Raw genomic sequence first — 19,521 nt, 5'->3', positions numbered from 1 at the left:
ACTTAACTTTCCTAACAGTCCGTTACGCTTGGGCTGTTATTTTTATTCGAATTTGTTAATGGTAAATCTATGCTCTAAACAATATTATCTATTTTTGATATGCTATAGAAAGTGTGTTTTTAATAATATGGTATCGAAGGAGATTTTATATGGCTTGGATCTATGTTTTATTTGCAGCTATTGTCGAAGTATTCTGGGTTATTGGCTTAAAATATTCAGACACTATTATTGAATGGCTTAGAACAGGAATAGCGATTGTTTTCAGCTTCTTCTTTGTTTTAAAAGCTTGTGAGAAATTACCTGCTGGAACTGTTTATGCAGTATTTACAGGCTCCGGTGCTGCAGCGATTGCTTTGATTGATTTTATCTTTTTTGATGCGGCATTTTCGGTTGCTAAAGCATCATTTATCGGATTAATTATCATTGGTGTCATTGGTATTAAAATAACGACACCTGAATGATGATGTAAGCAAATTAAAATTACATTGATATATGGAGGATTAACAAATGGCTTGGATTTTTCTGATGCTCGCCAGTGTTGGGGAAATTATTGGCGTAACATGCATCAACCTATACATACAACAGAAAAAGATTTTTTGGTTATTTGGTATTGTCCTTGCTATGGGACTTGGCTTCTTTTGTTTATCCATAGCAATGAATGAAATTGATTTGGGAACAGCATACGCTATTTGGACAGGTCTAGGAGCTGCTGGAGCTGTACTCATAGGAATTATCTTTTTTAAGGAATCAGCTGGATGGAAACGACTTTTCTTCTTAACTTGTATTATATCTGGCGCAGTTGGCCTAAAATTTTTAAGTTAAATATAGGTGCGTGTCTGATACACCCCTTCTTCCTGTGCATAGGCTATTACTGGTAGTCATTATCAGATGAAAGGGGTTATTTTTATGAGAAATTTCCGTAGAGGTCGTTGTCATTGTCCACAGCCTACAAAGCAAATGGTGCATCCTACAAAAGAAAATGTTGTACATTGCTGTTCCGAGGAAACTGTTAAACATATACATCCTTCCAATACGACTTATGTCAATCATCATCTTGTAAAAAATGTACACGAGTATCCACATTCTACAACAATGGCAAATACGTTTAATTCTGTTGATATTTATGGAGGGTCTTATCAAGTGCCATCTCCTAATAATTCGGTAGCTGGTGCAATGAGTCCACCTCCTGGATCAGTAGGTGGAGCGATGAGCCCATATCCTGGATCGGTAGCTGGTGCAACAAGTCCAATGCATCACTGTTGCCCTCCTAATAACCAAGTGGGTGGAGCACAATCCGGTCGACCGCCTAAATGGTGCTAATTTGATTCATTAAAATTTAATCACTTCACAAAAAGAATTAATATATATTCCTTGCCAGTGAAGTGATACCTCTCCTCCCATACTATAAAAATACAACTTGGGAGGAGTTACATATGTAATTTTGAGTAGCTTGGCTCAAATATTCTTTATAACTCTGCGAAAATAAAAGCCTCCTCCCCTATAAAAAGACAAGCCTTGAAAAAAATATCAATTATCAAAATCATTCAAGTGAAAAAATAAATAAAAATAGGTATGATTAGTTTAATAATACATAGATCAATAGAAATTAGGTGCCAATGTGAAGATTTATATTCTCTTATTTTTTGTGATGGTTTTTTGGGGATTTAACCTTTCAGCAGTCAAAGTATTAGTTTCAAGTATCGACCCCATTCTTTTAACGGCTGTACGAATTTTTGTAGCTGGAATCTCGGTATTAGTCATTGCTTATTTTCTAAATGTGTTTCGTCTACCAACAAGAAAAGAATTAAAGACTATCATATTTATTGGTATTTTCAACGTTATTATACATCATACTATTCTTAGTCTTGGCATCCATTACACCTCTGGAGTAAATAGCGGGCTAATCCTAGGAACTGGGCCATTATTAACTGTTATTCTCTCGATTATTTTCTTGAAGGATCGAGTAACTAGACTCCGTGTATTAGGTTTTATTTTAGGTTTTGTAGGAATTGGAATTACAACCGTAGGCGCTGGTGATGGATTTAGCGCTTTATCTATGGGTGATTTATTTGTTTTTATTGCTATTTTATCTCAAGCAATCAGCTTCATCTTAATCAGTAAATTAAATCCAGACTTTGATCCTCGTTTACTTACTGGATATATGCTTGTTATTGGTTCCTTCTTCATCTTTGTGACAAGCCTATTTATGAAAAAAGATTTAGGACAACTTTCTTATCTATTTTCCTGGAAGCTCGGACTTGTCTTTTTGTTTAGTGCAGTTGCTTGTACTGCGTTTGGTCATATGACCTATAATTATGCAATCAAACAAGTTGGTCCTGTAGAATCAGCAATTTTTGTTAATTTAAACACATTCTTCTCCATTCTTGGAGTAGCATTATTTCTTGGTGAGCCAGTCTATATGAATCATATCGGAGGAATGTTACTTATTCTAATCGGTGTATTTATAGGTTCTGGAGCCATGGATTACTTGTTAAGGAAACGGCGAAGCGTAAATTGAAAGATTGTCACATAAGTTTCACATAATAGTCAACAGGCGTTCGAACATTCTGGCCTCCTAAAATGTTATACTATGTTTAGTATTGATCTTTATATGTTATATTTTGTTTAACATTATCAAAGCCAGACGTAGTGTTCCAATTTAAAGGAGGTCCTATCATTGTTGCCAATAGAACGCCAAAAGCGTATCCAAGAACTGATTCTCCAAAAGCAAAATATGAAAATCTCTGAACTAAGTACTTTATTAAATGTTTCTGAAATGACCATCCATCGTGATATTAAACCATTAATTGATCAAGGCATTGTCATAAAAACATTCGGCGGTATTACTGTAGCCAATGAAAAGAAACCTAAAGTAGTTAGTGATGAAGAATGTATTTATTGCGGTAGAATTACTAATAAAAGATTGGCATATCGTATCTTTTTGTCAAACAACCGAACTGAAGTCACTTGTTGTGCTCATTGTGGTCTATTAAGACATCATCAGCTTGGCGATGATGCTGTTCAGGCAATTTGCCATGACTTCTTAAAGCATACGACAATTAGTGCCCCACTCGCATGGTACGTGATGGACACTTCTATTGAAATTGGTTGTTGTCAACCTCAGGTTTTATCATTTGAAATGGAAGAACATGCCAAAAAGTTTACTAAAGGATTTGGTGGAAGTGTATACAACTTTCAAGATGCAATCAATGTACTTCTAAAGAAAATGAATGGCGATACGTCTTGCTGCCATAAGTAGTTACAAAAACTATATGATGGAGGGAAGATATAGTAAATGAAATACGCTCGACTCGTAATGTTTGGTATGATTTTACTTCTTACTGCATGCGGAGCTTCCTATGATGAAATTGAACCAAATATGTCTAGATCAGTAAACGATTTTGAATTCACAACAGAAAGCAATGAATCATTATCCTTAGAAGATTTAAAAGGAGATTGGTGGATTGCAGATTTTATTTTTACAAATTGTGAAACTGTCTGTCTACCAATGACCTATCATATGTCTGAATTACAAAATCGTCTAGCTGATAATGGGTTAGATATTCGGCTTATTTCTTTTAGTGTTGATCCAGATTATGATACACCAGAAGTATTAACAGCTTATGCAGAGGAGTATGCTGCAGACTTATCCAACTGGTCTTTTTTAACAAATTATGATTTCCAAACGATTAAAGAGCTTTCTATCAAGTCTTTTCAAGCTGCTTTAAAAGAACCAGAAAGAGGTTCTGATCAAGTATTACATGATACTCGCTTTTTCCTTGTTTCTCCAGAAGGTGAGACGATAAAAGGGTATGATGGACTAGACATTAACTCACTTGATGAAATTATTGATGATTTATTAGTGTTACATTCAAACTGATTAAACGGTGGAGATAAATATGATAAAGAAAAGGGTTTTATTTTTTGCTTTTTTAACATTCATTCTTTTCTTAACAGCTTGTGGAAAAGGTGAAATCGAATCGAATATGGCTAAGCAAACACCTGATTTCAGCTTTACCAATCAAGAAAATGAAGCATTTGGTTCAGAAGATTTAGAAGGAAAATGGTGGATTGCAGACTTTATATTTACCAATTGTACGACCGTCTGCCTTCCGATGACTTATAACATGTCACAATTACAAATTATGCTAGAAGATGAAGGAATCGACGCAGAATTAGTATCCTTTACTGTAGATCCAGATGTAGATAACCCAGAAGTCCTAAAAGATTATGCCGAAAGCTATAACGCCGATTTATCTAATTGGACATTTCTAACTGGCTATGACTTTGAAACAATTCAAGAGCTCGCATTAGATCCTTTTATGACAGGCGTGAAACAAGAGCCTGATAGTGATCAAGTCACACATGGCGTACGATTCTTTTTAGTCAATCCAGAAGGTGAAGTTATTAAAAATTATATGGGTACAGATTTAGAAGAAATGGAAAAGATTGTAGAAGACTTGAAAAAGGTTTTCTAAATCTATCATATTTTTAGGAGGCTTCTTATAAATGCTAAAATATTTAAAACTATTTTCATTTTTACTTATAGCAATAGCTTTAGTTGCATGTGGTAGTGAAAACAACGAAGTTAATGAAAATAATGAAGATGAAGAATTGCCTATGGTTGAAGTGGAATTTGAAGTACCAGAACATGTAGAAGTTAATGAAACAGTTACCTTAAAAGCAACCGTAATGTATGGTGATGAGCTATTGACAGAAGTGGATGAATTGAACTTTGAGTATTGGAAAGATGACGATAAAGAAAATAGCATTACAGAAGATTCGATTAACCAGAATGATGGTACATATACATTGGATGTAGCTTTTGAAGAAGATGGTGTTTACTCTATCTATGCACATACGACAGCTAAGGAAATGCATACAATGCCCTTGAGAAAAATTACGGTTGGTAGCGGAACTGGAGAGCATGAGGAAGATCATGATGCAGATCATAGCCACGACCACCATCATGCAGAAGGCTTCCACCTTCACTTTATGGAAGTAACAGATGCTAAAGTAGATGAAGAAATTATGCTAATGGTTCATTTACAAATGGATGATCAGCCACTCGAAAATGCTAAGGTTCGTTATGAAATCATAAATGAGTCAGATACGAATTGGGCTGACGCAGAAGAAACAGTTGCCGGAGAATATGTTGGTAAACATACATTTGAGGAAGCTGGAACTTATTCGATACAAATTCATGTAGAAGATGATGAAGATTTACATGAACATGAAACCTATGAAATAGAAGTTCAATAAAAATAGCTGTCGCTTCCTTCTTGTTAGATAAAGCGACAGCTATTTTTTACCTTACTATTTATTCATATCATCTTTTCGTTCTAAAATCGTATCAATTAGACCATAGTCCACTGCTTCTTGAGCTGTCTTAAAGTTATCACGATCTGTATCTTTTTCAATGATTTCAATCGGTTGACCTGTACGTTCTGCTAAAATTTCATTTAATTTCTCACGCATTTGAATAATACGGTTAGCATGAATAGCAATATCTGCCGCTTGCCCTTGTGTTCCGCCTAATGGCTGGTGAATCATTACTTCACTATTTGGAAGTGCATAACGTTTTCCTTTTGCACCAGCAGCAAGTAAGAATGCTCCCATAGAAGCTGCCATTCCTGTACAAATTGTTGATACATCTGATTTAATAAAGTTCATTGTATCGTAAATCGCCATTCCTGCTGTAATAGATCCACCAGGAGAGTTAATGTATAATGAAATATCTTTACCTGGATCTTCCGCTTCTAAGAAGAGTAATTGTGCAACAATAGAGTTTGCTACATTATCATCAATAGCACTACCAAGCATAATAATACGGTCTTTTAATAAACGAGAATAAATATCGTAAGCTCTTTCTCCACGATTCGTTTGTTCAATAACTGTAGGAATTAAATTCATAGTGTTACGTCCTCCTTTATTTTAATTCATTTTTTATGATGAATTAATTTTATCATACATCAAAGGTCAAATAAGGTCAAACCAAATGTTTTATATTTATAGAAAAGAATCATGATGTCAAATCCAAATATTGGAATACCTATTTTATGCAGATGAACTTCATTATTCCCAAAAAAAGGAATATAAAAACCTTTCATAGCATTGTTTTATTCCTGATTCATAATATTGCTGAATAAATGCTTGTACAACATTCTTAATCACGTTATAATTATGAGTATTGCAATGAGGATTTAAGGTCAAATGACTCACTACATAATGAATTTCCATTGTACTTTTTTCATATGCGCCCGTAGCTCAGTTGGATAGAGCAATGGTTTCCGGGACCATGTGCCGGGGGTTCGAATCCTCCCGGGCGCGTTATTTCAGAAAAGTAACTGCACCTCCAGCAAGCTTTGGAAGTGCAGTTTTTATTATGCATTAACCTCAGTATCTTGCTTGCATTTAAATTCTTCAATGCACTGATTACATTTCTGTCATACTCCTGCACTTTGTTCTTTTCTTAACCGTTCAGCAATCTCATCAATCTTCTTCAATCGATGATTGATTCCCGACTTTGAAATTTTTCCACTAGATACTAGTTCTCCTAATTCTTTCAATGAAGCTTCTTGATGTTCCACCCTTACCAGTGCAACTTCTCGCAATTTATCTGGCAATTGGTCTAAGCCCATTTTTTCTTCAATTAGCTTAATATTCTCTATCTGTCTAAAAGCTGCGCCAATTGTTTTATTTAAATTCGCTGTTTCACAATTTACTAGTCGGTTTACCGAATTACGCATATCTCGAACGATACGCACATCTTCAAATTTAAATAGTGCATTATGAGCACCAATAATAATCAAAAACTCTGTGATCTTCTCTGCTTCCTTCATATACGTAATATAACCATTTCGACGTTCTAGTACGCGGGCACGTAAATCAAAGCTATTGAGTAATTCACATAAGGAGTCGTTATGTTCCTTATAATTATTGTAGATCTCCAAATGATAAGAAGAAGTCTCTGGATTATTTATCGATCCACTTGCTAAAAAAGCACCACGTAAATATGCCTTTTTACAGCACTGTTTAGAAAACTTTTCATCTGAGATCGTTCGTACAAATTCATAAGGCTCATGTAAAATATCTAATTCGGAAAGTAATTTTCCTACTTCCTGAACCAGTCGAACGATATAAACATTATTCTTTTTCAAACGCATTTTCCGACGCACAAGTAATTCTACTGTATGTGGATAAATCGATTTTATTAATGTGTAGATACGCCGAGCTATTGCAGCATTTTCTGTTTGGACATCAAGTGAATACTTCCCACGTGAAATGGAAATCGTCCCATTCATTCTAATTAATGCTGCAATTTCAGCACGGGCACAGCAATCATCAATTTCTATTGCTGTTAGCTCTTTTTTTATTTCCGAGGCAAAGGACATCTTAAACCCTCCTTTACTAATAGGATGCCATTTAGTCAATTAACGAATACAATAATTTAGCTATTTTATTTGTATTATGACGAACAGTGCCATCGAAATAATCAATGATGTCTCCTTCAATGATTTGCAAGCCCATTTCAATTAATTGTTCTGTATCATAGATAACTGGCTGTGCATTTTCTTCTGCGTACACATCACGAACTGTTTGTTTAATAGATTCATTATGTACCACAATAGAGTCAACAAGACCGTTTCCGATATGATCACAAATAGCCTGAATATGATCAGACGCAGTAAATCCAGCTGTTTCTCCAGCTTGAGTCATGACATTACAAACATAAACAACTTTTCCTTTTGTATCCTTAATTGCTTGAGATACCTGTGGAATAATTAAGTTTGGTAGAATGCTAGTAAATAGACTTCCTGGTGAAATAACAACTAAATCTGCTTCAGCAATTGCTTTTAAAGCATTTGGTAAAGGTGTAGCTGCTTCTGGTGTTAAGTATACTCTTTTGATTTTCTTATTAGCTAAAGGTATTTTGGATTCTCCTGAAACTGTTGTACCATCTATCATTTCTGCATGCAAAATCATGTTTTCATTAGCGATTGGAAGAATTTCTCCCTTTACATTTAATACGCGAGAGATCTCTTTAATTCCTGTATAAAAATCTCCTGTAATAGATGTCATTGCTGCTAAAAATAAGTTTCCCAACGAATGACCAGATAAGCCATCTCCCATTGAAAAACGGTGTTGAAACAAATTTACTAAAATGGGCTCCGCATCAGATAATGCAGCAATGACATTACGAATATCTCCTGGTGCTGGCATTTCCATATCATTACGAAGTCTCCCTGTACTTCCTCCATCATCAGCAACATTAACAAGTGCAGTTAATTGAATCGGCAAATTCTTTAAGCCTCTTAGTAATACTGGCATTCCAGTACCACCGCCAATTACTACTACATTTGGGGTATTATTTTTCTCCATCTAATTATCCCTTTCTTTTATCAATATCACGATGGGTAATATAGGTTGTATACTTGCCGGACAGCTCATTTGCAAAATCCTCCGCAAGTGTTACTGAACGATGTTGTCCACCTGTACAGCCAATCGCAACGACTAACTGTGACTTCCCCTCTTTCTTATACTGTGGTAAAACAAATTCTAATAAATCAATAATACGTTCCTTGAACTTCTGTGTTTCTGACCATTTTAATACATAAGATGATACTTCGCTGTTTAGTCCTGTTAATGGTTGTAATTGTGGAATATAATGTGGATTAGGTAAAAATCGAACATCAAATACTAAATCTGCATCAATTAAAATTCCATATTTAAAGCCAAATGAAACAAAATGCACAGAGAAAACCTCTTGATGATCTCTCGCATAATGATAAACAATTTTTTCCCGTAATTCTTTTGGCTTTAATGTAGTTGTATCAATAATGCGCTGTGCCCTTCCACGCAAATCACCTAAAATTTCTCTTTCACGTTGAATACCTATAAGAGGCAAACCACCAATTGCTAATGGATGTGAGCGTCTTGTTTCTTTATAACGACTAACCAATGATTCATCCGTTGCATCTAAGAAAATAATATGCTCCTGTATCCAGTCCATCTCATCTAACGAATCCAGCGCCTTAAATAAGGAATCGAAGAATGCTCTTCCTCGTAAATCCATTACTAAGGCGATTTTTTTCATGTTATTCTTTGAGTCCTTCATCATTTCGATAAATTGTGGTAATAAAATTGGCGGTAAATTATCAATACAATAATAGCCAATATCTTCAAAGCTTTGGACAGCTACTGTTTTTCCCGCGCCGGACATTCCAGTAATAATAACTAATTGTTGTTGTGTGTCATCTACCATTACTATTTCCCCCTCATGAAATAGACGAGTCAATCCGATGTTCTAACAACTCTCGATCTTTTGTATATTTAAATGCACCATAGACAACTTGATCCGTTTTCAAAAGGTGCTCAAAAATCTTATAATCGCCTTCTGCCATTGGTAAATTAGGAATTTCTTCTATCTTCACCCATTCAAGCTCTCCCTCTTCACAAAATTCATTTAGAGTTCCTTCAAAGGCATGACTGATAAATGTATGCATCATCCATTCCAAATTTGGTTCTGTAAAAGAAAAAACACCTGCTAATGTTGGTTCTATAAGATGTAATCCTGTTTCTTCTCTATATTCACGAATAATCGATTCTCTTACTGTTTCGCCAGGCTCCATTTTTCCACCTGGAACAGAATACCAGCCACGACTCGGTTTACGAATAAATAATACATCCCCCTGATGAATTAAAATACAATTCGTTACATGTCTCATAATTAACCATCCTTATTCACTGATATATCAATAGCTATGGATTATATTATATCTATTTGTCCTAAACTTTATTATACCTTTAATTAATGGAAAGTAACAGTAAAGAAGAAATGACGTAATGTATCAATAATGTGTCTCGAAAAACACGCAAGATACTTTATAAGCATAAAAAAAAGCACAGGCATATCAATACCTGTGCATCCATTAACTAATATCTATTAAAAAGGGGGGTCAATTAGTTAACTCTAATATACCTGATAATTATTTCCCCCATGTTACAGAAAAGTTAAAATAAAATTACTTTTCTCAACCTTAAATAAAAACTACATTAAAGTGAATATTTATGTGAAACCTCTTAGTTATTTTCTACTTTTTCTTTTGCTTCTAAGTTCTCAATATACTTAATTGCAGATTCAGCAGCAATGCTTCCATCGCCTGTCGCTGTAACCACTTGACGTAATTCTTTCACACGAATATCTCCAGCAGCAAAAATTCCAGGAATAGAAGATTCCATATGTTCATTTGTAGGAATATATCCTTCTTCATCAAGAATGCCTAATGATTTGAACGGTTCACTTAATGGAAGCATACCGATGTATACAAATACTCCATCAATCTTACTGTCATATACTTCATCTGTTTTTGTATTTCTAAAAGTAACAGAACCAACTTTTCCGTTCTCTTCATTGATTTTTTCCACTACTGTATCCCAGATAAAATCAACTTTTTCATTATCAAAAGCACGTTGTTGAATAATTTTTTGTGCGCGTAATTCATCACGGCGGTGTACAACTGTTACTTTATTAGCAAAACGAGTTAAATAAAGACCTTCTTCTACAGCAGAGTCCCCTCCACCAATAACAAATAAATCTTTCTCTTTGAAAAAGGCACCATCACAAACCGCACAATAAGATACGCCACGCCCTGTTAGTACATCTTCTCCTTCAACACCAAGCTTTTTATATTGCGCACCTGCAGCAATAATTAATGCCTTTGCTTTAAATTCTTTGCTGCTTGTTACTACAAGTTTGTAATCGCCATGGTCTTCAACGCTTTTTATATCTCCATATGCATATTCAGCGCCGAATTTTTTTGCATGTTCAAACATTTTATTAGATAGGTCTGGTCCTAAAATTGTTTCAAATCCTGGATAGTTTTCAATATCTTCTGTGTCTACCATTTGACCTCCAGGCATTCCTCTCTCAATCATCAACGTGTCTAAATTAGCACGTGAAGCATAAACTGCAGCGGTCATTCCCGCTGGACCAGCGCCAGCAATAATTACATCATATATTTTTTCTTCTGTCATGATATATCCTCCTTGTTCTACTTGCTTATTATTCAAATTTCATATTTTGAAATATTGTTTAATTATTATTATTATCATTCATTAAGCATCATTGATACCTCTTCTAAACTGTCCATACATTAGTATATAAGAAGTATAACTATCTTGCTATCTTTCTGCTCATAACTAACTTTGTGGTGTAATAGCTTCAATCAGACATTGTTCTAATTCTATTCTGTATTGTTGTTTTTGTGCTTCCGTCCATCCTAGCTTATTATTCATATATCGAATCACATTATGACGATGGCGCTTTAACCAGCTGATATCAAAATAAAGTGCTCCAGTTCGACGAATAAAGAAATCAACAGGCTTATATGCTGCTTCATACTCTATTGCGTAGTTTAGCATTGCAAATGTTACTGGATCTAAATTCTCTTTCCTAGCTTCAGATAAACCACGTACATATAATTGAAAAATAATATCTACATTCGAACCATATCGTTTAATTAAATAAATAGCTTCTCTATGGCTTAAGCCAAAATACATTCCGCGACTTACTTTGTTTTTAATAAATGTTGGAAATCCCTCTGAGCCACCAACATCACCACCAGAAATAGGAATCTTGGCCGTTTCAGATTGAGAATATAAGATACCAATTTCTTCTTTAAACTGTCTAACCACTAAATTAACAACCTTTTCTGCCATTTGTCGATATCCTGTTAGTTTTCCGCCAGCAATAGAAATTAACCCCGATGAAGAAAGAATCATTTCATCCTTTCTGGAGATCTCATCTGGACTCTTCCCTTCTTCTGCGATCAAAGGTCTAATACCTGCCCAGCTTGAATCTACATCATCATCTGTTAATTCTAAATCAGGAAACATCAGATTTACCGCCTGTAATAAATAGTCGCGATCCGATTCTGTTACCTGTGGATATGCAATATGATCCCTATATGTTGTATCTGTTGTACCAACATATACTTTATTTTGACGTGGAATAGCAAAAATCATTCTGCCATCAGGAACATCAAAATAAATAGCTTGCTGTAGAGGAAATACATCGTGATCAAATACAAGATGTACTCCTTTTGTTAAATACAATGTTTTTCCATGCTTAGATTGGTCTAATTCACGTAATTCATCTACCCAAGGTCCAGTCGCATTAATAACTTTTTTTGCAAAGCATTCATATGTTTCGCCAGTAATTTGATCTTCTATTTTTACACCAATTACTTTATTTTTCTCATTATAAATAAAATTAGTAGCCTTCATATAGTTCATTGCAAAAGCGCCTTTTTCAACAGCCTTTTTTATCACTTCAATTGTTAGGCGTGCATCATCTGTTTTATATTCCACATAATATCCAGCGCCTTTTAAACCTTTTTCATTCAGCAGTGGTTCTATTTTTTTAGCTTCATGTGCACTAAGCATTTTTCTCCGTTCCTTCTTTTGCACACCAGCTAATAAATCATAAGTTAATAAACCTAATTTCGTTGACAACGGGCCGAAGGATCCCTTTTTATAAAAGGGTAGAAGCATCCATTCAGGGGTAGTCACATGTGGGCCATTTTCAAATACAATTGCCCTCTCTTTTCCTACCTCTGATACAAGTTTTACCTCTAACTGTTTTAAATATCGTAAACCACCATGCACTAGTTTTGTTGAACGACTGGAAGTACCTGCAGCGAAATCCTGCATTTCAATTAATCCAACTCTCATTCCACGTGTGACAGCGTCTAATGCAATTCCTGCACCAGTAATTCCACCACCAATAACAAGCACCTCTAGTTCTTCTCCTAGTAGCTTTTCGACTTGATCTACTCGATTATTACTTGAAAACAATACCATTGCCCATCACCCACCATCTATTTCTATCTACTTTCTTGGTAAACCATTATCACTACTTATATGAAATAAAATTAAATTGCTTCTAAGTTATACAAAAAATGCAATACAGCAATAATGAATATTCATTTACTGTATTGCGAAAGTTTATTTTCATTAAGCTCAAAGCTCTCTACCTAAATTATAACATCTGTTTAGAATGAAGTTTCACTTTATTTTTAATCTGTGAACATTCTTTTTTCCATTTCTTCTTTTGTATAAATCAATTGCATTGGATTTCCACCAACAAATGCTCCTGGTGGAACATCTTTATGCACTAAAGTGGCTGCCGAAACAATTGCGCCATCTCCAATCGTCACTCCTGGTAAGATGGTTGTATTTGCTCCAATCATTACTTCTTTTCCAATGATTACTTCACCAATTCGATATTCATTAATTAAATATTCATGTGCTAAAATCGTTGTATTATATCCAATAACACTATTAGCTCCAACAGTAATTTTCTCAGGGAACATAACATCTGGGACAACCATCAGCGCAAAAGCAGCTTGCTTTCCTACCTTCATGCGTAAAAATGTGCGATACAGCCAATTTTTCACACGGAAAAATGGTGTATATCGAGCCATTTGAATGATGATAAAATTTTTCACCACTTTCCAAAAGGAAACGGTTTTATATAATTGCCATAATGAATTTGATTCAGTGACAAAAAAACGCTCAGTTTTTCTCATGATTTATTCTCCTACAATCCGTAACAAATCCTTCATATCTTCTAACATATAGGTCGGCTTAAAGGTTGCTAGAAAGTCTTTACCCTTTAATGTCCAAGCAACTCCAGCAGTCAATGTATTCGCATTTTTTCCTGCTTCGATATCATGATAATTATCACCAACCATAATGGTAGTATGTGCTTCAGCGTCTAAAGCTTGCATCGCTTTTAATACGGATTCAGGATGAGGTTTTGAATATTCGACATCATCAACAGTAATAATCGTGTCAAAATATTTGTCTAAACCAGCAATTTTTAGCCCTAGTTCTGCACCTACTCGCTTCTTCGCTGTTACCACGGCTAATTTTATTCCTAATTCCCTTAAACCTATTAGCGTTTCCTCCACGTTTGGAAAAACTTTGATATATTGCTCATGATGCTTATGATTATGTACTTGATATGTTTCCATCATTTTATCTGCTAATTCTGGGTTTAGTTGATGAAAAGTATCCCATAATGGTGGCCCATTAAACTGCATAATTTCTTCCCTTGTAAAGGAATAATTATAAGTTGCAAAAGTATATTCAAAAGAAGCATGTATTAGCTCATTTGTGTCAATTAACGTTCCATCAAGATCGAACAGCACTGTTTGAATATTCATGAACGAAAATCATTCCTTTCTCTGCTATTCTTCCTTATCACTAGTATATAATTAAAAAGCCCTGGACAAAAATATTTTAATCTGTAAAACCCTTAAATACGATCAAATAGTATAGACAATTTTTACTATAGCGCAAGACCCCCACTCAGGAAATATATTCTTTCCAAGTGGGGATTGAACAATAAGAATAGCCTAGTATATTTTACTCGCGGATAGCACCTGAGTAAATGAGGTTTCTATCCTTATTTTTTCTAAAATTATTTTAATTTTTTCCCATCGTAATGACGATTTATCACACCTGATTTTTTAAAATAGAAATATAAAGCAACTGCAATGGCAATACCAGCAATGGAAATAACCTGAGCCATTCTGATTTCACCGATTAAGTATAGACTGTCTGTGCGTAAGCCTTCTATAAAGAATCTTCCAAATGAATACAGTGCAACATAAGATAAGAAGACTGTTCCACGCATTGGATTCCATCGACGAATGATGAATAACATAACTAAAACAAGAATGTTCCATACAGATTCATATAAGAATGTTGGATGGTACATCACACCATTAATACACATTTGATTCATTATAAAATCAGGTAAGTACTGGTGAAAGCTTTCATATGCAGCCTGTGAAATCGGACCTCCATGTGCTTCCTGGTTCATGAAATTTCCCCAGCGCCCTATTGCTTGTCCTAAAATTAATCCAGGCGCTGCAATGTCTGCAATTTGCCAGAAGGATACCTTCTTCACACGAGCGAATACAATTGCTGTTAAAACAGCACCAATTAGTGCTCCATGAATTGCTATTCCACCTTCCCAAGTAGCAATTAAAGATATCCATGGACCATCTTTATAACGATCCCATTCCAATACTACATAATAAATTCTTGCACAAATAATCGAAATTGGGATGGCGAATACCAATAAATCAATAAATAGGTCCTTTTTTAACCCTAATCTATTTGCCTCCCGTGTAACTAAATAAAGACCTAAAAATGCTCCTAAAGCAATAATCACTCCATACCAATAAATAGGAAAATTCCCTATTGATATAAATACACGATTTAATGGTTCTGCACTACAAGTCAATATACTACCCCCTAATCCGCTCTATTTTGCTTTGATTTTAATTGCTGCTCTAAATGATTTGTAAAATCAAATGCAGCATTGATACCTGTTTGCTTTAAGCGATAATTCATAACAGCTACTTCAATAATAACAGCTAAATTTCTACCAGGGCGAATTGGTAAAGTTAATTCTGGAATATCAATATCTAAAATTCGCTCTGTCGTATATTCAATTCCTAAACGCTCATATTGTTTCTTATCTTCCCAAGCCTCTATATTAATTAATAAAGATATCTCCTTCTGAGAGACAATAGCGCTAGCACCAAATAATGCACGAATATCAATAATTCCTAATCCACGAATCTCGATTAAATGACGAATAAGCGGTGGTGCACTACCAACTAATAACTCTTCTTCTTGTCTTACCTCTACCCGATCATCTGCGACTAACCGATGTCCTCGTTTAATTAGCTCTAAAGCTGTTTCACTTTTTCCAATCCCGCTCTTGCCTCTAATTAAAACACCTATTCCATCAATTTCTACTAGTACGCCATGTACAGATGTTCTCGCAGCAAGTGCTGCCTCTAAAAACGCAGAGAGCCTACTGATTAATGTTGTGGTTGGTTGAGGAGATACAAAGATTGGTACCTCTGCTCGATCTGCACACTGCAGAAATATTTCGGGAGCTTGTCTATTTTTTGAAAAAATAATTGCAGGTACATCTTTATCACATAGCTTTTCCACACGCTCTTGCTTTTCCTCTTCACTTAGTGTGGAAAAATATTCCATTTCCTTTTTACCAATCACCTGTATTCTTTTCTGTTCAAAAAATTGAAAATAGCCTGCGAGCTCTAATCCAGGTCGATTTAATTCTGCTGAAGTAATTTCACGTTCTAAACCTGACTTTCCTGCTGCGACAGTCCATGTAAAATGGTTAAGTATATCGTTTGAACGCACCATCGACATCCTTTCTTTCTCATAGAAAGCAAATTTCTTACTATGAGTATTGGCTCCTTATAAGGATAGCCCCTATCATTCTTTAAAAATATTTTTATATTCTAATCTATAAAAAAACGCATAGTCACTGCTTTTAATTGTAGCATATTTTCAATCGATTGCTAAAATAAACCTGGAACCCCAATGGTCTAATTTTATCGACTAATACATTAAAATATAGTATGTATAGCACTCTTGAAATTCCTTTTATCCTAGTAACATCCTCAAATGTTTTTCAAAATGAACTCCTTCTATTTCAGGAACTTCTGCCTTAGAAGCGTCATGAATAGCCCTCGTTAGAAATGCAACTGCAAGTTCAATTGATTTTTCAACTGTATATCCAGACATCAATCCACCCATCATCACAGATGAAAATAAATCTCCTGTACCTGAATAACTTTTTCCGTTGTATGCTATTTTTTGATTAAAAATGTGATTCTTATCTAAATACATATTTCCAACGAATGATTGTTCAGGTTCTTTTACTGGTGGATTAACACCTGTAATAATGACTTTGGCAGCAGTTATTTCATGAAGATGTTTTCCTGCCTCTTTCACTGCTTTCATATAGTCCTTTTCATTAGAATAGCTAGATAATTTTTCATAATCCATTCCTGACAACAAACAGCATTCTGTTACATTTGGTGTGATTACATCTGCATGCTTGGCCAATTCCTTCATTTGCTCTAATAATTCACCAGTAAAAACATCATAAACCTCGCCATCATCACCCATTACAGGATCGACAAGTAACATTGTATTTTCTGTACGGAACTTTTCTAAGAACTGAAAAATATTTTTAATTTGCTCTCCACTAGCAACAAACCCTGTCATAATTCCATCAAATGTAACTTGAAGTTTGGTCCATTCCTCTATAAAGTATTTCATTTTAGAAGTGAAATCTTCTAAAAAATAACTTGGATACTCTGTTTGTGCAGATAAAACTGCTGTAGGCAATGGACATGCTTGCACACCCATCACAGAAAGAACCGGTATTGCAGCAGTTAATGAACACTTTCCAAAAGATGATAGATCCTGTATTACAGCAACTTTTTTCATTCAGAACCTCCTTGACTTTGACTTAGAACAATTTTTATCTTTTAGAGCACGCACTTTTAAAGATTATTATTTTCAAAATTAGCTCACCATTTGTTTTTTCTTTCGAACAAATAATTCCTTTTCCAAAGAGGCTTTATTCGATCTCACAACAAATACACTGATTAGTGTTGCAAGTAAAAATAAAATTAAAATTACATATAACAGCATATCATAAGAACCAGTCTTTTCTAGAATAAATGCACTTAATTGATTACCTGATAATCCTGCAAATGCCCAAGCTGATAATGCTAAGCCATGTACGGTCGAAATACTGTTGATACCAAAACGGTCCGCTAAGAGTGGCGGTAAGGATGAAAACCCTCCACCATAACCAGCATTAACTATGCAAAGCAATGCAATAATCAATATCGCAATAGAATTCCCTAATCCATCAAATCCAATAATCAATAAAATCGGTGCAATAGATAATATAAAAATGATTTTATAGATAGTATTTCGATCTTTTAATCGATCTCCTAACGAAGAAAATACAATTCTTCCACCTGCATTAAATACAGCTGTTAATGAGCTCACCAATCCAATTGCGCCAAAACCAATATACATTAAAATTCCTTTTTCCTGCGCAATTAACGCTAATCCAGATGTAATATTTATATAAAACATAAGCCAAATGCCAATAAATGTTCTATTTTTTAAAATTTGCTTATAACTAAAATGTCCTATTGCTGCTTGTTCCTCTGAATATCCAGTTGGTTTTTTCAGTAATAAATAACCAATAAACATCATTATTGAGTAAATTCCAGCTAGAATGAAAAACATCATATAAACATTTGTCCCTTGAACTAAAACACCTTCACTATTTCTTTCACCAAGCAGCTTTTCCATTAATGGACTAGCAATTACTTTTGCTAAACCGAAACCTGCAACTGCTAAACCTGTTGCAAGTCCCTTCTGTTTTCCAAACCAGAGCATTAATGTTTTTACTGGTGTTAAATATCCTATACCTAGTCCAATTCCCATCACGATACCATAAGAAAAATAAATGCCAAATAATGATTTCTGATAAATAAAAAATCCTGTTGCTACCATACCAACAACAAAAAATAAAGCAGAAAGTAAAGAAGACTTATGTATATCTTTTTCCACAAACCGCCCGCCAAAAGCTGCAGACATTCCAAGCATAAAAATTGCTAAACTAAATGCCCACTCCACTTCTGAAACAGACCTTCCAATATAAGTTGCAATATCTGCTTTGAATAATGACCAACAATATACTGTACCTATACTACAGTGAATGAGCAATGCAGGAAGTACTGCCCGCATCCATTTGTTCTCTAATTTTTTCACAATATGACTCCTAACATAAATTTAGTTTAAGGTTTAACAGTACTAAAAACGAACGAAAAATACATTCAATAATTATTCGTTCGTTTTTCAATAAAAATACACTTATTTTATTATTTTATTAGAATTAATTATCTATATTCACGAATATTAGTAAAGTCATTATATAGTATTTTACAGAATAATTGAAGGTGAATTATTAAAAATCTCCATAAAAAATTGCCGGAACACAAAGCTCCGACAATCTCTTTTAACGTACAGAATCTTTAATTAAACGATTTAAGATAAGATTTAGAATCGAAATAATAATTGCTGCTACGATTGCTAAACCAAATCCGTCAATCTCAAACGCGGATCCAAATAAAGCTTGAGTTAGCATCAATGTAATCGCATTTACAACAAAAAGGAATAATCCTAATGTGAAAACAGTAATTGGCAAGGTAAGAATAATTAAAAATGGCTTAACAAGTATATTTAAAATAGATAATACAAAGCTTGCTAATATAGCCATGCCAAATCCATCAATATGAAAACCTGTGAATAATTGATCCACAATAATTAAAGCTACAGCATTAATGACAATGGAAACTAACCAACGTATAAACATTTGTGATAGCATTATTAATTCTCCCATACCTTAGGAATAATAAAAATGGAAATAATATAAAGAATAGACAAGGTACCGAAACTTAAAAACAATCCACCTACAAAAAGTAAACGAATCAGCGTCGGATCAATATTAAAGTATTCTCCTATTCCACCTAATACTCCTGCCAAAATTCGATTTGAACGAGAACGATATAATTTTTTCACTGTTTTCACCTT

23 protein-coding genes and 1 tRNA gene are annotated in these 19,521 nt (G+C 34.4%); 9 read left to right on the top strand and 15 right to left on the bottom strand.

Annotated features, from left to right (window positions below; genetic code table 11):
- The first annotated feature begins 149 nt into the window (after nucleotides 1-149).
- From AB4Y30_RS05335 to AB4Y30_RS05300, 8 genes are all read left to right on the top strand, one after another.
- Nucleotides 150-461, top strand: a complete 312-nt coding sequence (locus AB4Y30_RS05335; protein ID WP_368654455.1) for a multidrug efflux SMR transporter — start codon at nucleotides 150-152, stop codon at nucleotides 459-461.
- A 46-nt stretch (nucleotides 462-507) separates the two neighbouring features.
- Nucleotides 508-822, top strand: a complete 315-nt coding sequence (locus AB4Y30_RS05330) for a multidrug efflux SMR transporter (RefSeq protein ID WP_368654454.1) — start codon at nucleotides 508-510, stop codon at nucleotides 820-822.
- 84 nt (nucleotides 823-906) lie between these two features.
- Complete coding sequence (locus AB4Y30_RS05325; protein ID WP_368654453.1) at nucleotides 907-1,320, top strand: spore coat protein; 414 nt, start codon at nucleotides 907-909, stop codon at nucleotides 1,318-1,320.
- Nucleotides 1,321-1,618: 298 nt separating this feature from the next.
- A complete protein-coding gene (locus AB4Y30_RS05320; protein WP_368654452.1) occupies nucleotides 1,619-2,518 on the top strand; it encodes a DMT family transporter in 900 nt (299 codons plus the stop codon).
- A gap of 159 nt (nucleotides 2,519-2,677) precedes the next feature.
- Nucleotides 2,678-3,259 (top strand): DeoR family transcriptional regulator, encoded by a 582-nt coding sequence (locus tag AB4Y30_RS05315; RefSeq protein WP_368654451.1) that lies wholly within the window; start codon nucleotides 2,678-2,680, stop codon nucleotides 3,257-3,259.
- 36 nt (nucleotides 3,260-3,295) lie between these two features.
- Nucleotides 3,296-3,880 carry an SCO family protein gene (locus AB4Y30_RS05310; RefSeq protein ID WP_368654450.1) on the top strand — a complete coding sequence of 195 codons (585 nt, stop codon included), beginning with the start codon at nucleotides 3,296-3,298 and terminating at the stop codon, nucleotides 3,878-3,880.
- A gap of 19 nt (nucleotides 3,881-3,899) precedes the next feature.
- A complete protein-coding gene (locus AB4Y30_RS05305; protein ID WP_368654449.1) occupies nucleotides 3,900-4,478 on the top strand; it encodes an SCO family protein in 579 nt (192 codons plus the stop codon).
- A 31-nt stretch (nucleotides 4,479-4,509) separates the two neighbouring features.
- Nucleotides 4,510-5,262: a FixH family protein gene (locus tag AB4Y30_RS05300; RefSeq protein WP_368654448.1), complete on the top strand. Its 753-nt coding sequence runs from the start codon at nucleotides 4,510-4,512 to the stop codon at nucleotides 5,260-5,262.
- 54 nt (nucleotides 5,263-5,316) lie between these two features.
- Here the strand turns inward: AB4Y30_RS05300 and clpP are convergent, their stop codons facing one another.
- Complete coding sequence (gene clpP, locus AB4Y30_RS05295; protein ID WP_368654447.1) at nucleotides 5,317-5,913, bottom strand: ATP-dependent Clp endopeptidase proteolytic subunit ClpP; 597 nt, start codon at nucleotides 5,911-5,913, stop codon at nucleotides 5,317-5,319.
- A gap of 343 nt (nucleotides 5,914-6,256) precedes the next feature.
- Between clpP and AB4Y30_RS05290 the strand changes: the two genes are divergently transcribed.
- A tRNA-Arg gene (locus tag AB4Y30_RS05290) sits at nucleotides 6,257-6,330 on the top strand.
- Between the two features lie 116 nt (nucleotides 6,331-6,446).
- On the opposite strand, the gene whiA is transcribed toward AB4Y30_RS05290, so the two are convergent.
- The 14 genes from whiA to AB4Y30_RS05220 form a co-directional block, all read right to left on the bottom strand.
- On the bottom strand, nucleotides 6,447-7,394 hold the full coding sequence (gene whiA / locus AB4Y30_RS05285; RefSeq protein WP_368654446.1) for a DNA-binding protein WhiA: 948 nt from the start codon (nucleotides 7,392-7,394) through the stop codon (nucleotides 6,447-6,449).
- A gap of 31 nt (nucleotides 7,395-7,425) precedes the next feature.
- Nucleotides 7,426-8,382: a uridine diphosphate-N-acetylglucosamine-binding protein YvcK gene (yvcK, locus tag AB4Y30_RS05280; RefSeq protein WP_368654445.1), complete on the bottom strand. Its 957-nt coding sequence runs from the start codon at nucleotides 8,380-8,382 to the stop codon at nucleotides 7,426-7,428.
- Between the two features lie 4 nt (nucleotides 8,383-8,386).
- Nucleotides 8,387-9,265 carry an RNase adapter RapZ gene (gene rapZ, locus AB4Y30_RS05275; RefSeq protein ID WP_368654444.1) on the bottom strand — a complete coding sequence of 293 codons (879 nt, stop codon included), beginning with the start codon at nucleotides 9,263-9,265 and terminating at the stop codon, nucleotides 8,387-8,389.
- Between the two features lie 13 nt (nucleotides 9,266-9,278).
- Nucleotides 9,279-9,728 (bottom strand): NUDIX domain-containing protein, encoded by a 450-nt coding sequence (locus tag AB4Y30_RS05270; RefSeq protein ID WP_368654443.1) that lies wholly within the window; start codon nucleotides 9,726-9,728, stop codon nucleotides 9,279-9,281.
- A 355-nt stretch (nucleotides 9,729-10,083) separates the two neighbouring features.
- A complete protein-coding gene (gene trxB / locus AB4Y30_RS05265; RefSeq protein WP_368654442.1) occupies nucleotides 10,084-11,037 on the bottom strand; it encodes a thioredoxin-disulfide reductase in 954 nt (317 codons plus the stop codon).
- Nucleotides 11,038-11,202: 165 nt separating this feature from the next.
- Entirely contained in the window at nucleotides 11,203-12,864 is a 1,662-nt protein-coding gene (locus tag AB4Y30_RS05260) for a glycerol-3-phosphate dehydrogenase/oxidase (RefSeq protein ID WP_368654441.1), read from the bottom strand.
- Nucleotides 12,865-13,079: 215 nt separating this feature from the next.
- Complete coding sequence (locus AB4Y30_RS05255; protein WP_368654440.1) at nucleotides 13,080-13,592, bottom strand: DapH/DapD/GlmU-related protein; 513 nt, start codon at nucleotides 13,590-13,592, stop codon at nucleotides 13,080-13,082.
- A 3-nt stretch (nucleotides 13,593-13,595) separates the two neighbouring features.
- Nucleotides 13,596-14,231 carry a pyrophosphatase PpaX gene (gene ppaX, locus AB4Y30_RS05250; protein WP_368654439.1) on the bottom strand — a complete coding sequence of 212 codons (636 nt, stop codon included), beginning with the start codon at nucleotides 14,229-14,231 and terminating at the stop codon, nucleotides 13,596-13,598.
- Nucleotides 14,232-14,488: 257 nt separating this feature from the next.
- The gene (lgt, locus tag AB4Y30_RS05245) at nucleotides 14,489-15,319 is read right to left on the bottom strand and encodes a prolipoprotein diacylglyceryl transferase (RefSeq protein ID WP_368654438.1); all 831 of its coding nucleotides are present in this window, start codon (nucleotides 15,317-15,319) and stop codon (nucleotides 14,489-14,491) included.
- An 11-nt stretch (nucleotides 15,320-15,330) separates the two neighbouring features.
- Nucleotides 15,331-16,263 carry an HPr(Ser) kinase/phosphatase gene (gene hprK / locus AB4Y30_RS05240; RefSeq protein WP_368654437.1) on the bottom strand — a complete coding sequence of 311 codons (933 nt, stop codon included), beginning with the start codon at nucleotides 16,261-16,263 and terminating at the stop codon, nucleotides 15,331-15,333.
- 237 nt (nucleotides 16,264-16,500) lie between these two features.
- Entirely contained in the window at nucleotides 16,501-17,352 is an 852-nt protein-coding gene (locus AB4Y30_RS05235; protein ID WP_368654436.1) for a pyridoxamine kinase, read from the bottom strand.
- A 78-nt stretch (nucleotides 17,353-17,430) separates the two neighbouring features.
- On the bottom strand, nucleotides 17,431-18,699 hold the full coding sequence (locus AB4Y30_RS05230; protein WP_368654435.1) for an OFA family MFS transporter: 1,269 nt from the start codon (nucleotides 18,697-18,699) through the stop codon (nucleotides 17,431-17,433).
- A 247-nt stretch (nucleotides 18,700-18,946) separates the two neighbouring features.
- Complete coding sequence (locus tag AB4Y30_RS05225; protein ID WP_368655174.1) at nucleotides 18,947-19,303, bottom strand: phage holin family protein; 357 nt, start codon at nucleotides 19,301-19,303, stop codon at nucleotides 18,947-18,949.
- 14 nt (nucleotides 19,304-19,317) lie between these two features.
- A complete protein-coding gene (locus tag AB4Y30_RS05220; RefSeq protein ID WP_368654434.1) occupies nucleotides 19,318-19,518 on the bottom strand; it encodes a PspC domain-containing protein in 201 nt (66 codons plus the stop codon).
- Nucleotides 19,519-19,521: the final 3 nt, after the last annotated feature.

Origin of the sequence: Ornithinibacillus sp. 4-3 (genome assembly GCF_040958695.1) — a bacterium.
GTDB lineage: Bacteria > Bacillota > Bacilli > Bacillales > Amphibacillaceae > CALAMD01.
Note: the sequence above shows the minus strand (reverse complement) of the source record. Positions and strands in the feature narration are given on the sequence as shown.

Coding starts and splice junctions, on each gene's coding strand:
- AB4Y30_RS05335 (WP_368654455.1), top strand. CDS start 150: ATGGCTTGGATCTATGTTTTATTTGCAGCTATTGTCGAAGTATTCTGG.
- AB4Y30_RS05330 (WP_368654454.1), top strand. CDS start 508: ATGGCTTGGATTTTTCTGATGCTCGCCAGTGTTGGGGAAATTATTGGC.
- AB4Y30_RS05325 (WP_368654453.1), top strand. CDS start 907: ATGAGAAATTTCCGTAGAGGTCGTTGTCATTGTCCACAGCCTACAAAG.
- AB4Y30_RS05310 (WP_368654450.1), top strand. CDS start 3,296: ATGAAATACGCTCGACTCGTAATGTTTGGTATGATTTTACTTCTTACT.
- AB4Y30_RS05305 (WP_368654449.1), top strand. CDS start 3,900: ATGATAAAGAAAAGGGTTTTATTTTTTGCTTTTTTAACATTCATTCTT.
- AB4Y30_RS05300 (WP_368654448.1), top strand. CDS start 4,510: ATGCTAAAATATTTAAAACTATTTTCATTTTTACTTATAGCAATAGCT.
- clpP (WP_368654447.1), bottom strand. CDS start 5,913: ATGAATTTAATTCCTACAGTTATTGAACAAACGAATCGTGGAGAAAGA.
- whiA (WP_368654446.1), bottom strand. CDS start 7,394: ATGTCCTTTGCCTCGGAAATAAAAAAAGAGCTAACAGCAATAGAAATT.
- yvcK (WP_368654445.1), bottom strand. CDS start 8,382: ATGGAGAAAAATAATACCCCAAATGTAGTAGTAATTGGCGGTGGTACT.
- rapZ (WP_368654444.1), bottom strand. CDS start 9,265: ATGGTAGATGACACACAACAACAATTAGTTATTATTACTGGAATGTCC.
- AB4Y30_RS05270 (WP_368654443.1), bottom strand. CDS start 9,728: ATGAGACATGTAACGAATTGTATTTTAATTCATCAGGGGGATGTATTA.
- trxB (WP_368654442.1), bottom strand. CDS start 11,037: ATGACAGAAGAAAAAATATATGATGTAATTATTGCTGGCGCTGGTCCA.
- AB4Y30_RS05260 (WP_368654441.1), bottom strand. CDS start 12,864: ATGGTATTGTTTTCAAGTAATAATCGAGTAGATCAAGTCGAAAAGCTA.
- AB4Y30_RS05255 (WP_368654440.1), bottom strand. CDS start 13,592: ATGAGAAAAACTGAGCGTTTTTTTGTCACTGAATCAAATTCATTATGG.
- ppaX (WP_368654439.1), bottom strand. CDS start 14,231: ATGAATATTCAAACAGTGCTGTTCGATCTTGATGGAACGTTAATTGAC.
- hprK (WP_368654437.1), bottom strand. CDS start 16,263: ATGTCGATGGTGCGTTCAAACGATATACTTAACCATTTTACATGGACT.
- AB4Y30_RS05235 (WP_368654436.1), bottom strand. CDS start 17,352: ATGAAAAAAGTTGCTGTAATACAGGATCTATCATCTTTTGGAAAGTGT.
- AB4Y30_RS05225 (WP_368655174.1), bottom strand. CDS start 19,303: ATGTTTATACGTTGGTTAGTTTCCATTGTCATTAATGCTGTAGCTTTA.